Source organism: Halalkalibaculum sp. DA384 (assembly GCF_043951955.1).
Classification (GTDB): Bacteria; Bacteroidota; Rhodothermia; order Balneolales; family Balneolaceae; genus JAMQKA01.
Genome location: NZ_JBINJE010000009.1, coordinates 61,743 through 79,534, shown reverse-complemented (window position 1 = coordinate 79,534; position 17,792 = coordinate 61,743). Strand labels below are relative to the sequence as shown.

Sequence of the window (17,792 nt, the reverse complement as noted above, 5' to 3'; positions counted from 1 at the left end):
CAACTCCGGTAATTTCAACCTTAATTTATAATTGGGGGAATTTGATGTGGACATTCGTAAGGAGATAAAGGTCACATTAAAAGGGCATAATACCATCATAATTTTTTTGATGATGGTAGCATTAATTGGTGGGTTACAGGAAGTGTCGGCCCAGAGTCAACAACAGCAATACCAGTCAACGGTTGAATCTTTACAAAGCCATGAGGTGCCATAATGGTTTGAAGATGCCAAACCGGGTATCTTTATTCACTGGGGCTTTACTATTCCGGTGGCATCGACTGGTCGTTCAAACCTGTAGTAATTGCTGGGATGAAAATGTTTGGGATCTCAACGCCTCAATCGGGTCAATACGCCGACTACGTTGATGCCCACTGGCGTGAGCTCATTGACGAATATGAACCGGCCATACTCAGGAATGACATCAATTACCCGGAAAAGGGAGAAGCGCTGAACATATTTGCCGATTACTATAATGAACAACCGGATGGAGTAATCAACAACCGCTGGGGTCGGGATGTGCACGATTTTACGACGCCGGAATATGCTCAATATGATCAGATCACCCCTGAAAAATGGGAGTCCACCCGTGGTGTTGATTATTCCTTCGGATTCAACCGCAATTCAACCCCGAAGCAGATGCCTACCGTTGATGAAGTGGTAGATATGTTTGTGGATATCGTCAGTAAAAATGGCAACCTGTTACTGAATGTGGGTCCCCGTGCAGATGGCTCTATACCGGAGTTACAGGTTGAACGACTGTGTGGACTTGGCAGCTGGCTGGATATAAATGGGGAAGCTATTTTTGAAACTCGTCCCTGGGTACAGGCGCACGGACAGACTGTGGATAGCCTGCGTGTACGATATACAAGTAAGGGAAATGCAACCTACGCAATCCTTTGGATGCACCATCAGGCGACCCTATTGAAATACAATCACTGGTTGTGGACGATAACACGCCCATCCAAATGCTCGGGAGCTCGGAAGAGTTGGAATGGTCCCAAAAGGGCAACAACCTGCAAATTGTACTCCCGGCTGATTACGAAAGTGGAGCGCCGGCCTACAGTTTTAACATTACCCCTGAGCCTTATAGTATGATGAGAACTTCTCAGTAACAGGTACTAGATTTCAGATGATCCAGCCATCCAGCATTTGTACGCAAAATATAGCGTTGATTAAAAATTATGGAGATGCCACAACTCGGAAATACATGAAAAACGGGCGGTAAATAAGGTGCAACTGCAAAAATAGTATCAGGGGTAGTCATGTTTTTTGTTGAGAAGAGTATCGCCAATATCAAAATTAGGCCAAATTACACAGTAATAAACTTAGGGATAACAGCAGCTCATAAATTTATTGCTCTGGTTTAAGTAGAATCATAAAACGGTTGTCTCTTTAATAGGAGAAGACAAAATCTATCTTTCACAATAACTAAATAAGGGATGGGACATGCGTAAACATTTACGAAAACTACGAATAGAATACCTGATTCCCCTCTTGACCATATGCTTTGTATCGACTACAAATCTTTATGGTCAACAGGTTAGCGGAACTATTACAGACGGTAGCACCGGGGAAACACTACCCGGTGTAAATATAATCGTGCAGGGTACGACTACAGGAACCACCTCTGATATGGATGGAAATTATGAACTCAACGTTTCCTCATTATCAGACACGCTGGTGTTTTCTTTTGTAGGATACGTGACCCAAACGATTCCGATCGAAGGTCGCACTAATATTGACGTATCCATGGCACAACAATTAGTAAGTGGTGAAGAACTTGTTGTTGTCGGTTATGGGACCCAGCGTCGGGAAGATGTGACGGGTGCCGTTGGATCGGTTTCAAGTGAAAATATTGAGAACGTAAGCGCCTCGAACTCGGCGTCTCTGTTGCAAGGTCGGGTTTCAGGAGTGCGGGTTACCAGTGGCGGTGGCGCCCCAGACGCTGAAGCAACAGTGGTTATCAGGGGGACCGGAACTTTTGGCAATGACCAACCTTTGTATGTCATTGATGGGATGATTACCAACTCGATGTCATTTATAAATCCAAAAGATATTGAATCGATTGAGGTGCTTAAAGATGCGTCAACGGCTGCTATCTATGGAAACAGGGCAGCGAACGGCGTTGTCATTATTACAACCAAAAGTGGAACTAAAGGGCAAGACACGCAAATTAATTTCAGCAGTAGCGTAGGCATACAGAGCCCAACAAGTACATATGATTTCCTGAATGCCAGCCAATATGCACAGCACAATAATGCTTTCCACGATAATGACGGTCTGCCTAGAGCACCCGCCTACAATGATCAAAATTTTGATCCTTCTGTAGATACTGACTTCCAGGATGTACAGTTAAACGATCCATTTGACGCCACGGTCGTTCGAAATAGCTTGAGTTTGTCCGGGGGCAGTGAAAATTCATCTTACTATGTTTCCGGCGAACACCTCAACCAGCTGGGCTTGGTCAAGCAGGCTGACTTCCAGCGTTTTGGTCTGCGAGTAAACTCCAGTTTTTCCCTGGATAAGTTTACGATAGATCAGTCCTTCTCTGCTACAAGGGAAATAAATCATCCAAACTCTTATTTCGGCAGAGAGCGTGGAGCATTGCCGGTAATCCCGGTCTATAATGAAGAAAACCTGGGTGGATTTGCGGGCGTACGGCCTTCATATCATGGTGTGGCAAGAGGTATTAACTGGTATGGTGTGGCTGTTCTGAATGATCATGAGATCACAACCGATAATATCGTGGGTAACATGACCACCACGTACGAAATTATCGAAGGGCTCGAATACAAGTTGAACCTGGGACTAGACTACGGGATGAACCAAAACGTAAATTACATGCCCGCCTTTTTCCAGAGTCGTTCCCAGGAAGCCTTTAACGATGAAGCTGACCTTGGTGAATATTCAACCCGGGCCGTCGGTTTGCTTATCGAGAACACACTCAATTATAATGTCTCGCTGGGCAATCACAATGTTGATCTGCTGGCCGGGTATACGCAGGAGACAAACCGTATACGCACCGTGGGAGCGTCGGTGACAAGTTTCCCAAATAACGATTTGAGAACGGTTGATGCAGCGACCGAAGTGGTAGATGCCAGCGGCCAGTTGCTGAAAAGTGTATTGAAGTCTGGGTTCGGGCGAATTAACTACAATTTCAAGAACAAGTACCTCCTTTCCGGTACACTCCGGGCGGATGGGTCATCAAGATTTGCAGAAGGAAATCGGTGGGGTACCTTCCCGTCGGGATCCATTGGCTGGCGTATCAGTGAAGAACCGTTTATCCCGGATTTCTTCAACGAGTTAAAAATTCGCGCCAGTTACGGGGAGCTGGGATCCCAAAATATTGCTGAATATGCCACCATTACCGGGCTTAATATTGATGCCAGTTACTTTTTTGCCGGGGGAGTTCAGCAGGGTACGGCACTCACCAGTTTTACAAATCCCGATATTATCTGGGAGACCTCCAAAACCTTTGATGTTGGAGTCGATGTAGCCTTTATGGAAGATAAATTTTCATTTACTGCAGACTATTTCGACAAGCGCTCGGAAGGCGTGTTGGTAGAGGTGCCAATTCCGGTGTATGGTGGAGTCGGTTCCAGCGTACTGACCAACGCAGCCAATATAAAAAATCACGGCTTTGAATTTTCAGGCACCTATCATCACCAGGCATCCTCGGGTTTTGACTATACAATTACGGGTGATATCAGCTTTATACGCAATGAAGTGTTGGCATTGGGTGAGGGTGTGAATCCGATATCCGGGGGTAACTTTACCCAGCAGGGATTCCAGGCTACTCGTACGGCTCCCGGTCATCCAATCGGCAGTTTTTACGGATATGTCGTTGATGGTATTTACCAGAACCAGGGAGAAGTAGATGCCGATGGGCGTAGTGAGGCACAGCCTGGCGACTTCCGGTTTAAGGATTTGAATGGCGATGGGCAGCTGACCGACGAAGACCGAACGTACCTGGGGACCTATCAACCAGACTTTGAATACGGCGTCAATTTCAGTGGATCGTATGAGCGGTTTGACGTAAGTCTTTTTGTGCAGGGCGTACAGGGTAATGAGCTCTGGAATGCCAAGAAATTCCAATATATCCTGGATAACGCCGGTGGAAACAAGATCACCGATGTGCTGGATTCCTGGACGCCGGAGAACACGGATACCGATATTCCACGAGCCACCTTTTCTGATCCGGCCAACAACAAGCGGGCATCCAGCTTCTTTGTTGAAGATGGATCGTACCTGCGGGTAAAAAGTTTGCAGGTCGGGTATCGGCTGCCGAGTAATGTGATTCAAAAAGTGAGCAGCATTGCCAACCTTAGCAATGTTAAAATATATGCGAGGGCCCAGAACCTGTTAACCATAACCAGCTATTCGGGCTATGATCCTGAAGTAGGTAGAAACAGCGGATTCCGCAATACAGGACTGTTCGGCCAGGGGGTTGATACCAATGCACATCCCCACCCGAAAACATACACTCTCGGTATTGATATCTCCTTTTAACCATTGAAATTACAGGAATCTATTATGGATTTTAGAATGAATAACTTTATACAAAGAATTGTCGTTGGAACAGGCCTGATCCTTTTCTTCTTGTCCGTCAACACATGCACCAATGAAAGCCTGAAAGTAACTGATCCCAATCGTTTAACACCGGATACGTTCTGGCAAAGTGGGGAAGATGCAGAACAGGCCATTGTAGGTGCGTATGGTCCATTGACGACTATACAGGGATGGGGCCGAATGCTTGGAGCCATCCTAACCATTCACCGGTCGGATATTGTTGACACCAATCCGCAACCGAACGTCTATGATATCGGGACGTTTACGCTAACTCCGAACGATGCACGTGTGAATGAGGGATGGTCCGAATTAAATGCGATTGTAGCCCGAACTAACCAGGTACTGGAGAATGTGCCTAATATTGAGATGGATGAGACTCGTAAATCAGAAATCATGGGTGAGGCATATTTTCTCAGGGGATTTGCTCATTTCTACCTGGTAAATATGTGGCGGAATATCCCATTATTGACCACCGCCATTACCAGTGCCGACGAACTCAATGTAGAACAAGCAGATCCCTCTGCAGTTTGGGATAATATCATATCGGACTTCACGGAGGCGCAGTCGCGTTTGCCCGATGAATGGCCAGAAAGTGATGTGGGAAGAGCCACCTGGGGGGCAGCCACGGCCATGCTTGGCAAAGCATACTTGTACCAGGAAAATTGGTCTTCTGCTGCTGTAGAATTCAAAAAGGTGATGGATTCCGGGTTATATGAACTGGTCGACAACTACCAGGACAATTTCATGGCAGAAACGAATAACAACGCCGAATCCGTATTTGAGTTGCAATATCAGAGTACGCCCAATGGAAACTGGGGGCGGAGTGGAACGCCCAACCCCATGCGGGGACAGGCCTGGGAGCCCGACATCGCACCTCCCGGATTTACCAGCCAGCAGAGTGTTACCATCAATGACTGGGTTTTCGATCTTTTTACGGAGGAACAGACCAATGCGGGTGAAACCGATCCCCGCGCCTATGCTACATTGCTATGGAATTACCCGGACGCAAAAGTGTACCAGGAAAATTTTGACGAAGCGTTTAGTGGAGACAATCTGAACAAGGTTTTTGTCAGAAAGTATCTGAATTTTGATCGAACCAGTTCGCTAACACCGGGCAGCTGGGCTTATTCCGACAACAACCGCCGCATGATTCGCTATGCCGATGTCCTGCTTATGTATGCTGAGGCTGAAAATGAGGCTAAAGGCCCTTCTAGTGCCGTTTATGATGCGATTAACCAAGTCAGGCAGCGCGTAAATATGCCGGATATCCAATCCGGGCTGAATCAATCACAGCTGCGCCAGGAAATTCGTGATGAGCGTGTGCTCGAATTGGCCTTGGAAGGCGATCGTGTACTGGACCTGCTGCGTTGGGGCGTCATGGCAGATCGTTTTACCAACAATCCCGAGCTGCGTGAGAATGCGGGCATGAACTTCCAGGCAGGTAAACACGAATATTTGCCCATACCGCAACAGGATATGGACTCCAATCCCAAGCTGGTACAAAACCCGGGATACTAAAAATATCGGAACAAGAGAATCAGCTGTCGTTGATCCTCTTACCAGCTAATTTAGTGACCATACAAGAGATTCCCATTCATTTAGAAAGTGGAACCCAGAAGTGCTCTTGTATGGTCATTCTTTAATATGTACTCATTGCAAAATGGGCGTTGGGTAAATTAGATTGAAAAATGTCCTTTCTTTGTTCATAATCACAAGACTATTTGTAGATACTTATAAAATTTGTCTAAAACTTGGTGTAATTGATAAATAAAAAATTAGATTTTTGATCTCTATGGTGCAAAGTTGTATAGTCAATACAGCGAGAAATAAACTGTGAAATATTAAGAATTAAGGATTATTCCGATTTGGCAGATGGGTATCAACATACATTACTATTCCTGTTTTTGGTCTTGATAATTTCTGCCTGTAGTGGAAAAGAAGAACCTACGCTTTTTGAATCGCTGGAGCCTCGGGAAACAGGCGTTCATTTTACCAATACCGTCACTTCATTCGACTCGCTGAATATCCAAAACTATCCCTTCATGTTTAACGGGGGCGGGGTCGCTATCGGAGATATAAATAACGACGGGCTGCCGGATCTCTACTTAACCGGTAATATGGTCTCGAGCCGCTTATACCTGAATAAAGGCAATTTGCAATTCGAGGATATTACAGAGTCGGCCGGGGTACAAACCCGTGGGTGGGCCTCCGGGATTGCAATGGTAGATATCAATGCCGACGGGAACCTGGATATTTACGTGTCGATGGTTTCTCCCGAATACATTGAGCCGGACGAACGGGCGAACCTGCTGTTTATAAACAATGGCGACTCCACATTTACCGAATCCGCAGCAGATTATAATCTAGATTACAAAGGATTTACCACACAGTCGGCATTCCTGGATTATGATCGCGACGGTGATCTTGATGTTTACCTGCTAAATCATTCCCCGGGCTCCTTTTCTCGAAACCAGGATACACGCAGACCGGAAATGCTTTATGGTCAAGCCTATCAAAGTTTTGATGAACTGTATAGAAATGACGGGAATGGTTCTTTTACCCGGGTGACTGAGCAGGCAGGTTTATCGAGAGAAGTAGGCTTTGGTCTCGGGGTGGCAGTATCCGATATCAATCGCGATGGCTGGCCGGACATCTACATCTCCAACGACATATTACCGGATGACGTGCTGTATATCAACAACGGGGATGGGACGTTTTCCGATAAAATTGATGAATACCTGAAGCATACCAGTTTTGCGGGCATGGGCATCGATATCGCTGATTTTAATAATGATGGCTGGCCCGATATCTCCCAGGTAGACATGATGCCCAAAGCGCTGGAAGAGCGCAAGCAGATGAGTGGCGGTATCAGCTATAGCCGTCACCAGGAGATGATTGAAATGGGATTGACCTATCAATACTCGATGAATACCCTGCAGTTGAGTAATGGTGTAAATATGGAGGGAGAGGTTATTTTCAGTGACATCGCCCGTCTGGCCGGGGTGGCCTACACCGACTGGAGCTGGAGTACCTTGTTTGGCGATTATGACAATGATGGCTATAAAGACCTGTTAATCACCAATGGATTCCCAAAGGCGATTAATAATTACGACTACCTGACTGAAATAAATCAACGCCAGCAATTTGGGACGGGGGAATACCGCCAGCAGGAAAAGCTTGAACTATTGGAAGACCTCAAGGAGATAAAAGTGCCAAACCACATCTTCAGGAACGAAGGCGATCTTACATTTTCTGACCAAACATCAGGGTGGGGTTTCGGTGAACCAGGCTTTTCTTACGGCGCCTCACAATCCGACCTGGATAACGACGGGGACCTGGATATCATCGTCAACAATATAAATGAACCGGTGACCATATACCGGAATAATTCGGATACACTGAGGAATCATAACTACCTGTCGATTGAGCTTATCGGAAGTCCCTTAAATATTGACGGAATTGGAGCCAAAATAATCCTTAACAACGGGAGTGCTCAGCAGTATAAGTATGTATCACCCTATAGAGGATACCAGTCGTCGATGGACAGCCGCATTCATTTTGGCTTAAAAGATCAAAAGCAGGTTGATTCACTCCAGGTGATATGGCCCGACGGGCGCCGGCAGTTGCTAACGGATGTTGAAGCCAACCGGCAGATTACTCTTAACTATGAAGATGCAGAGGCAGACGGCAAAAAAGAACGACCGTCAAATTTTGGTTCAACAGATAAAATGATGACAAATATTACCGGTCGGACCGGGCTGGAATATAACCACCGGGAGAACACCTATAATGACTACAATATCCAAGGCCTTCTGCCATATCAGTTGTCGAAACCAGGTCCGCCGGCCGCAACTGCTGATGTCAACAACGATGGACGGGCAGACCTATTTGTTGGTGGTGCAGCTGGTCAGTCCGGAACCCTTTTCATACAGACTGAAGGTGGTACGTTTGAGAGATATAAACTGAATGCCCCTTGGGTTAAAGACAGGGATTTTGAGGATGTCGGGGCCACATTCTTTGATGCTAACGGTGACGGTGCCCCCGACCTGTACGTGGCAAGCGGGGGCTATGAGTTTTCACCTGCTTCGAGCATGCTTCAGGATCGACTCTACCTCAATACCGGTAACGGCAGTTTCGTGAAAAATGATAAAGCACTTCCCCGGATGTTGACAAGCAGTTGCTGCGTTAGACCCGCCGATTTTGACGGTGATGGTGATCTTGATCTGTTCGTTGGCGGTCGAATGGTCCCGCGCCAGTATCCCATCCCACCCCGAAGCTACCTGTTGCGAAACGATAATGGCACATTCACCGATGTGACTTCACAGGTAGCCCCTGAATTGACAAAACCGGGAATGATTACTGATGCCGCGTGGAGTGATTACAACGGCGATGGCCAGGTAGACCTGGTAACGACGGGCGAATGGCTGCCGGTTCAATTTTATAAAAATGTCGATGGGTCGTTTTCTGAAGTCACTGAAGAGATGGGAATGACTTCCAACCGCGGCTGGTGGTACAGCCTTGAACAGGGAGATTTTGACAATGATGGTGACCTGGACTTTGTAGCGGGTAATTTGGGGCTGAATTACGCCTATCAAACCAATGAAGACCAAAAGTTTGAGGTCTATGCCTCTGATTTCGATAAAAACCAAACAATGGACCTGCTGTTTTCCATCCAGCAAGACGGCGAGCACTATCCTTACTACGGGAAGGCCAAGCTGGGACAGCACATCCCCGGCATTAATCACAATTTTGAGACCTTTAAAGCTTTCTCCGAGGCGACTATAGAAGACATTTTGGGCAGCAAACTCATGAAGGATGCACTGCACCTGCAGGTAGATACGTTTGCGAGTGTTTATATTGAAAACAGGGGAGAAGATGGATTTACGGTATCTGAACTTCCAAATTCAGCACAAATTTCATCAGTCAATGATATTATATCAACGGATATCAATAAGGATGGGAACCTGGATCTTATTATAGCAGGTAATAACTACTACACGGAGCCGGAAACGGCCCGCAATGATGCCGGCAATGGATTGATATTAATTGGAGATGGAAACGGTGGCTTTAACGAGCGGTCCCCATTCGAAAGTGGGCTGCTGGCTCCATACCAGGTTAGCAAAATGGAGATTATAAATACTAAGAATCAGCAAGTTCTGCTGATAGTTAACAATGATGAGATTATACAGGCCTTTAGGATGAATTAAAGTGTACGGGGATATTGTTTTTTAACACGATTAAAACGATTACAAATGGTTTCTAAAAGACTATTACTGCTAATAGCATTATTACTTTCATTTAATTCGCTCTTCGCCCAGGGACCAGGCCAACAGCGGCCGAATATTGTGGTTATTCTAGCAGATGATCTCGGGTATGGAGATATTTTATCCTACAATGATCAAGCAGCTTTTCAAACACCGAATATTGATGAACTGGCAGAAGATGGAATGAAATTCACCGATGCGCACACCACGTCTGCGGTCTGTACGCCTACCCGGTACGGCCTGTTGACGGGGCGGTATAACTGGCGATCAAGACTAAAAAAGTTTGTGCTCAGCGGGTATTCAAAGTCGCTTATCGAGCAAGAGCGGCTAACTCTTCCCGAGCTGCTCAAACAGCGCAATTACCAGACTGCTTTTGTAGGGAAGTGGCATCTTGGATGGAACTGGGAGTTCACCGGCACCGGACAGCCGGAAAATATCGATGCACTGGATAGCCGGCCCGAAGTCGACTTTAGCCAACCCATACAAAACGGCCCTTCTGAACACGGCTTTGATTATTCTTATGGGATCTCCGGTTCACTCGATATGCCTCCCTATGTCTATGTTGAGAACGGCAGGCCCACATCAATCCCAACAAAAAAGACCGTCAATTATGATGAAAAGGGCTTTTGGCGGAAAGGACTAACGGCTCCGGATTTTACCCATACAAAGGTGTTGCCGCACATGACGGATAAGTCGTTGGAATTTATTTCCAGGCAGGAAGAGGGTGATAAGCCTTTCTTCCTGTACTATGCGCTTCCCGCTCCCCATACCCCCATACTTCCCACATCGGAATTTATCGGGAGAAGTAATGCCAACCTATACGGGGATTTCGTAATGCAGGTGGATCTCGTCGTCGGAGAAATTGTGAACCAATTGGAGGAGCAAGGGATGCTCAAGGAGACCTTGATTATCTTTACCAGCGATAACGGGGCATCACCCCGGGCAGATTTCGAGGAGCTTGCAAGAGCCGGACACGATCCAAGTTATATTTACCGTGGACACAAGGCCGATATTTATGAAGGAGGACATCGGGTTCCTTTCATCGTAAGCTGGCCGGGCAAAATAACGAATGGATCTGTCAGCAATGAGACGATAAGTACGGTAGATCTGATGGCCACGATGGCCGACATTATGGGAGAAGACCTGGCGGAAGATGAGGGAGAGGACAGCTATAGTTTCCTTCCAGTGTTGATGCAACAGCAGTTTAATAAACCGCTCCGGGAAGCTACCGTATTTCATTCTGTTGAAGGGCGTTTTGCCATCAGAAAAGGAGACTGGAAGCTAATTCTATGGCCGGGTTCCGGCGGGTGGAGCTATCCCAATACAGAAGAACAGTTAAGAGGACTGCCTCCATTTCAGTTATATAACCTGGAGCAGGATCCGGCAGAAACCAAAAATTTAATTCATATTTATCCTGAAAAAGTTAAAGAACTGAAAGCACTCCTGGAAAAGTACATCCGGGAAGGTCGTAGTACACCCGGCATTCCACAGGAAAATGACGGCCCGGAACGGTGGGCCGAGCTCGACTGGATGGACCTTTGAATAATGATCAAATACCGATTTTCAAGATACCGTTAATTGAGGATAAGGATACTCAATTATTTCGTTGCAATTATTCTTTCCGGCCTTTGAAATTTTTGTTGGCCGAGTGACTGGAGCCTAAGCGTTAAGAAACCATTTATATCTGAGATCCGTGCTTCTCAGCGGATCGAGTTAAATGGTTTTAGCGAAGGCACAAGGAACGCAATAAAAATTTCACCCGCCGGCGATGTTTTTGGTTCATTTTTTCGTCGTTCAAAAAATGAACAACAACACAAAGTTTTTATTGACAAGTGAAGATATATTCTGCTGAATTCTTAAATCATGCTCACGTTTATAAATAAGATGAAATGAGAGAAAAGTCGTAAAGACGAAGTGTATCTACAGTGTCGCCGCCGTGGTACAATGGCACAAGATGAGGTCAGTGAAGATTAAAACTTATCAGAATTATATGGATTTAATTGCATCAAACAGTTCGTATAATTTCTGACCTGCTCTGTTTATCATCTTCTGCAACCATCAGGATACGAGTTCCGGGTACGACATCCGGCAGTCCAATATTGGGTAGCGTGCCATCTTCAAAGCTGCGGCAAGCCCTGATGGGAATTCCATCCAGCCTCATAAAGCGAACGTCGGCATTAGCCAGCGTGCTAATAGCCGGAAGATGACTGTTGGGAGCCTTGCCCGTTGTACGGGCTGTAGTCTTAACGTAGCCTCCTCCCCGGGGAATTTCGTCCGGACGATCCGCGATATTCCTGATATTAAAACTAATTTCTGGGTCCTTCTTCGTCGGATCAAAACTCATTTCCAGGAAATTCCAGTATACCGGACCTTCTTTCTTCTCCAGTTTGGGGTTGTCATAATCCTGGTGATAGAGGGCGATGGCCTCAAGTTTACGTCCATCGTAATCCTCCATTTCAGGCCCCCAGTCCTCCGTTAGTAATCGCCCGCCATGTCTCCCAATCGGACCAAAGGAGCACTCATACAAATTGTACGTACTGTTTTTGATGATGCTCCCCGCGTGTACATCACCATAGACACTGACAACGCCACTTCTACTTCCCAGTAATTCAATTACACGATCGGCGCCTGCGGTCACCCATCCTGCATAGTCGGCGGCCACGCGGTCGCGTTGACCAAACTCCGGCCATGGTTTAGGTTGACCATAGGGAATCCCAGCCCAGATGGTATGTAACCCGTTAATGCCGGTTAGGCAGATAATGTTGGATGAATCAGTACGAATGTTTTCCTGTAGCCATGCAAATTGCTCTTCGCCCAGCAGGGCCCGGGTTGGGTCGGTACGCTTGTAGATACTTTCCTTATGTCCCCAGCCTTCATCGTCCCATATGTTGGTATCCTGGGAAGTACGCCATAACCGGGAATCCATAATCATGAGGGTGAAATCCTGGTTGGGCATCTTCCATTTTCGCCATCTTTTGGGGTTGTCCGTTCCACTTGGATCCTCTTTCCCCGTCATCAGGTGACTTACAATCTGGAAGTTGCGAATCATGTATTCAGGATCCTGCCCCAGGTTTTTCATATTACGGAGGGCGATCTGTTCAGGTCCCTTTACATCATCCATACCGTGATCGTGATCGCCCGGGTTTAGGACATTCCAGTGACGCATCATCTGCCAGCGGCTGGTTGGCCCACATATAGTAGTCGTAACGATCTTGTAGGCATCGGGTGTGCTGGGTGGGTATAGCAGCAGCTCCATATACCAGATATCATCCTCCCAAAGCATTATTTGAAAATCATATTCATCCAGATGCTCGAAAGAGCCGTAGCGAGGTTGGTCGTGCACAAAAAAGCCTTCCCCGGACTCACTTTGCGGCAGGGTTGTGTGATTTTGGTGAATAGCGTGGCAGCTTAATCCACAAAGTTTATAAGGGGCTTTAAGCTGTGGAAGTCGACCTACATAGTTGCCATTAGATGGCACATCCCCAACTAAACCGGTACCCGGTCCACAGGAATCCGTGCCGATACGGGGATCCCCGGTCACATTTTTCCCATCTTTCCACACGGTGTAATACATCGTTTTTTCAGCAGGACTAAAGGGAAGTTTGGCATCAATGACAGCTGTGTTGAGTCGAAAGTCATTATTTACTATTTGACCGTTTCCAGCTGTTTCTACCTGCTCCCATCCACCGCTGGGGTTGGGAGAGTCACTAATTTTAATGGAAGCCTGTTGGCCGTTATTTCTGAAGAGGCCCATAAAACGCGCTTGCCAGTTGCCATCGGTATCCTGTTGCAAGGTATCGCCCAACACGTAGCAGGAGTGGCACTCATTGAGGGGAGCATTCAGTTTTGTATTGTTTAAGGGAGTCAGGCTCAGTTCCCTAATTTCAACATCCAGCAGGCCCCTGCAAGCAATACCAAAATACCCATTTGTTATCATTTCAGGATCATCCGTAACTGCTGTAATTGTTTGTTGATCCCCGTCATTGATAGTAATGGAGGCAGATACCCGTGATTGCTCCTTATTTTCTGGACGAACTTCTATTCGTATGGTAAAGGTGTCTCCCTTGGCGAGTGAGGCCATTTCAGTATTAGTTTGGCCACCGACTTCTTCCAGCTCCCATTGGGTGTGTCGTTTTATGCCAAAATTTGAGGCATCATCCAACACCGCCATCCAGGGAGCATTTTCATGAGGATGGAAGCTGTCAAATTGGGTCTTTCCGCCGATGGCAATACCGATAACACCGTTCCCCTTTTTATACATGCGCCACTCGGGGTTGTCATCTGGCAACGGATCGTGAGCCAGAGCCATGATCGTACCACTCAGGGTAATCGCGTAATTCTCTTTCAATTTCCATTTCCGGTTCCACATGATGCCCAGTGGCAGGGAGGGATCGTAGTCAACATCCATAATACCCTCCGGAGAATCGGGACCGGACTGTAACCGGTGCGTTTCATAATGAAAAGGAAATCCGGTGTTGCGGGCACGGTCTCCCACGTTTTTCAATTTTCGCCGAAGTGTTTGTTCCTGTGCCTGCCAATATCCTGGATTCAGACTTTCCCAATCAGAGGCATCGTACCAAAGTTTTGCAGGTTGATTGGTTTGGGAAACAGGAGACTTTCCTTTTTGGTTCTGAGATCCTATGATTGAAATTGACGGTAAAGAAAGAAACAGGAGTGAGCTTGATGACCGCTTTAAAAATTCCCTGCGGTCTAGTTTATTTTTATCATCCATCGCCATGTTATTTAACTATATGAATTTTAAAATATGAGAGTAATAATATCTGGACTACTAAACCAGCAAAAGCAAAAAAAGTACGATCATCCGTTGAAAAAATAGTAGTTAGTAGTTCGAGATACTTTTAATAAATATCCTGTAAGTAGAACAGTGGGAAAAGATCAATTTGAGATCTTTTGATACAGCATGACATTTGAAAAAAGACAATGAAGTGTCGCTAAGAATGTATTGCCATTGGTAAGAAGATGACTGGAAAGACTGCACTAAAATGTTATAAATGTAAAGTGTGAGAGATTCTGAGTGAAACAAATATTGCAAAAAAGTAGTTTTCCCTGTCTGCAGAAGAGGGGTAAAGAGTAAATTTATTATTAGATAATTGAATTTTACTTTGTGAACGCTACAAAAGATACTGTTAACAACAAAGATGCTGACAAGTATTTGATTTAATCAGCTTTATTAAAGGAAAATAATTTATGCCTATTACAATCACCGATTTCAGCGTACACGATATCCGTTTTCCCACCAGCCGTGAACTGCACGGCTCGGATGCCATGAATACAGCCCCCGATTATTCGGCGGCTTACCTCATTTTTAAAACCGATAGGGATGGACTGGAAGGGCATGGGCTTACCTTTACGATTGGGAAAGGGAATGACCTTTGTGGGGCGGCGATTGAATTAATTGCTGAAAAAGTGGTGGGCGAACCACTGGGTAACATTACAGGTGATTTTGGCGGATACTGGAAGAAATTAAACGGGGACAGCAAATTGCGCTGGCTGGGCCCGGAAAAAGGGGTGGTGCATCTTGCGACAGCGGCGGTCGTCAATGCGCTGTGGGATCTGTATGCCAAAGTGGAAGAAAAGCCGCTCTGGCGACTCTTGGCCGATATGACTCCCGAAGAGCTGGTTCGGTGCGTTGACTTTAGCTATATCACCGATTCGATAACTCCGGAAGAAGCGGTGGGGCTGCTCAAAAAGCTGGAACCCACCAAACAGCAGCGCATCGAAACACTGCAACAGCAGGGATACCCGGCATATACCACCTCGGCCGGCTGGCTGGGATATTCCGACGACAAAATTCGAAATTTATGCCGCCAGGCGGTGCAGGAGGGATGGACCCATCTTAAGATGAAGGTGGGAGCCGATCTGGAGGACGATATGCGTCGGGCCGCCATTATCCGCGAGGAGATCGGATACGACCGGGTGCTGATGATGGATGCAAATCAAACCTGGGATGTGGATGAGGCGATTGCCAATATGCGAAAGCTGGCCCGGTTTAATCCCTGGTGGATCGAAGAGCCGACCAGCCCGGACGACATCCTGGGTCATGCCGAGATCGGCAAGGCTATTGAGCCGATCAACATAGCTACAGGTGAGCACTGCCAGAACCGGGTGATGTTCAAACAATTTTTCGAGGCCGGGGCCCTGGATATTTGCCAGATCGACAGCTGCCGGGTGGGCGGGGTCAATGAGAACCTGGCGATTATGCTGATGGCTGCCAAGAATGAAGTCCCGGTGTGTCCCCATGCTGGCGGGGTGGGGCTGTGCGAATATGTGCAGCACCTCTCCATGATCGATTATATCGCCATCAGCGGAAGCATGGAAAACAGGGTGACCGAATACGTGGATCACCTGCATGAGCACTTTTTGGATCCGGTAATCATCAAAAACGCTCATTATATGCCCCCGGAACGACCTGGATACAGTATCGAAATGAAGAAAAATAGCTTGCGCGAGTATGCCTATCCACAGGGTAAAATCTGGCAGGAGATTTCAACAGAGTAGATGAGAGAAAATGCCGGAATTGGGCAAATAAAACAGTTTTACAAAGCCCTCTGAACATTGATCCGGGTCTGAATAATGAACAGCAATAGCAATATTGATAAAACCGATTTCTATGACAGAAATTAAAGAGGTATTTACAAAGCAAGGCAAGGGGCTGAGGGCCCCCTTGGTGCCATTCATACTTATAACAAGCCTCTTTTTTATGTGGGGGTTGGCCAATAACCTGACCGATACCCTGCTGGCCGCCTTCAAGCGGATCATGAGCATGAGTGATTTCCAGACCTCCTGGATCCAGATGGCTTTTTACGGCTCCTATTTTTGCCTGGCTCTGCCCGCTGCAGTGTTTATTAAACGATTCACCTATAAATCAGGTGTCTTGCTGGGGCTGGGGATGTACGTGGCCGGGGCCCTCCTGTTTTACCCCTCCAGTATTGCGATGGACTACGGGTTCTTTTTGGGATCGCTTTTTATTCTTGCGGGCGGACTTTCAATCCTGGAAACGGCCTGTAATCCCTATATCATCGCGATGGGAGATCGAAAGACCGGAACCCGCCGGTTAAACCTGGCGCAGTCCTTCAACCCGATCGGGTCGATTTCAGGTGTTGTTATCAGCAAGTTCTATATCCTTTCGAACCTGGATGTGGCCAGTGCAGAGGAGAGGGCGGCCATGTCCGCAGAAAAGCTGCAGCAGATCCAGCAGGCTGAACTGGATGCTGTTATGGGTCCTTACGTCACCCTGGGATTGATACTGCTGGGAATCTGGCTTGTGATCGCCTTTACCAAAATGCCGAAGGCTTCAACCGAGAGCACCACGATCGACCTGTGGCCCACCCTCAAGCGACTTGTCAAAAGGAAGCAATACGTTCTGGGAGTGTTAGCCCAGTTTTTTTATGTGGGAGCACAGATCTGTGTATGGTCGTTTACGATACGGTACGTGATGGAGGAGCTGAGCCTGGTTGAGTCAGCAGCCTCCAACTATTACATTGCCGCTCTTGTCGTCTTTACGATTTTCCGGTTTATCAACACCTACCTGATGAAATTTATCAAACCGGTAAATCTTCTCATCGGGTCGGCTTTACTGGCTGTTCTATCTACGTTTTTGGTCATAGTGGGCAGCGGGTACCTGGGAGTCATTGCGCTGGTGGCCATCTCGGGCTTTATGTCCCTGATGTTTCCAACCATATTCGGGCTGGCTTCAGAGGGACTTGGGCAAGATACCAAAATCGGCAGTTCGGGACTGATCATGGCGATCGGCGGCGGGGCTGCACTGCCACCGCTGCAAGGACTCCTTTCGGATGCCACCGGGAGTATTAATATTTCATACTGGATACCCCTGATCTGTTTTTTCATTATCGCCCTGTACGGATGGCTGAATAAAAAATATGATCCGGCAAAACTGTAGTATAGTGATCAAACACTGGATCCGGGCTTTCCCAGACA

Annotated in this window: 8 protein-coding genes and 1 pseudogene; 8 read left to right on the top strand and 1 reads right to left on the bottom strand. The window is 46.9% G+C overall.

The annotated features are described in order from the left end of the window. Window positions 1–249: 249 nt before the first annotated feature. The 6 genes and pseudogenes from ACG2E4_RS07280 to ACG2E4_RS07255 form a co-directional block, all read left to right on the top strand. Window positions 250–783: pseudogene (locus ACG2E4_RS07280) on the top strand (alpha-L-fucosidase); the annotation flags it as partial. A gap of 158 nt (window positions 784–941) precedes the next feature. Then, a complete protein-coding gene (locus ACG2E4_RS07275; protein WP_395259217.1) occupies window positions 942–1,112 on the top strand; it encodes a hypothetical protein in 171 nt (56 codons plus the stop codon). Between the two features lie 334 nt (window positions 1,113–1,446). Beyond that, complete coding sequence (locus ACG2E4_RS07270; RefSeq protein WP_395259103.1) at window positions 1,447–4,509, top strand: SusC/RagA family TonB-linked outer membrane protein; 3,063 nt, start codon at window positions 1,447–1,449, stop codon at window positions 4,507–4,509. A gap of 24 nt (window positions 4,510–4,533) precedes the next feature. Beyond that, complete coding sequence (locus ACG2E4_RS07265; protein WP_395276138.1) at window positions 4,534–6,087, top strand: RagB/SusD family nutrient uptake outer membrane protein; 1,554 nt, start codon at window positions 4,534–4,536, stop codon at window positions 6,085–6,087. Window positions 6,088–6,473: 386 nt separating this feature from the next. Then, on the top strand, window positions 6,474–9,776 hold the full coding sequence (locus ACG2E4_RS07260) for a VCBS repeat-containing protein (protein ID WP_395276137.1): 3,303 nt from the start codon (window positions 6,474–6,476) through the stop codon (window positions 9,774–9,776). A 138-nt stretch (window positions 9,777–9,914) separates the two neighbouring features. Further along, a complete protein-coding gene (locus tag ACG2E4_RS07255; protein ID WP_395276136.1) occupies window positions 9,915–11,375 on the top strand; it encodes an arylsulfatase in 1,461 nt (486 codons plus the stop codon). Between the two features lie 463 nt (window positions 11,376–11,838). On the opposite strand, the gene ACG2E4_RS07250 is transcribed toward ACG2E4_RS07255, so the two are convergent. Beyond that, entirely contained in the window at window positions 11,839–14,337 is a 2,499-nt protein-coding gene (locus ACG2E4_RS07250) for a hypothetical protein (RefSeq protein WP_395259099.1), read from the bottom strand. Window positions 14,338–15,041: 704 nt separating this feature from the next. Here ACG2E4_RS07250 and ACG2E4_RS07245 point away from each other — a divergent pair. Both ACG2E4_RS07245 and fucP read left to right on the top strand, forming a co-directional pair. After that, window positions 15,042–16,352 carry an L-fuconate dehydratase gene (locus ACG2E4_RS07245; RefSeq protein ID WP_395259098.1) on the top strand — a complete coding sequence of 437 codons (1,311 nt, stop codon included), beginning with the start codon at window positions 15,042–15,044 and terminating at the stop codon, window positions 16,350–16,352. A 112-nt stretch (window positions 16,353–16,464) separates the two neighbouring features. Further along, entirely contained in the window at window positions 16,465–17,754 is a 1,290-nt protein-coding gene (fucP, locus tag ACG2E4_RS07240) for an L-fucose:H+ symporter permease (protein ID WP_395259097.1), read from the top strand. The last annotated feature ends 38 nt before the right edge of the window (window positions 17,755–17,792 follow it).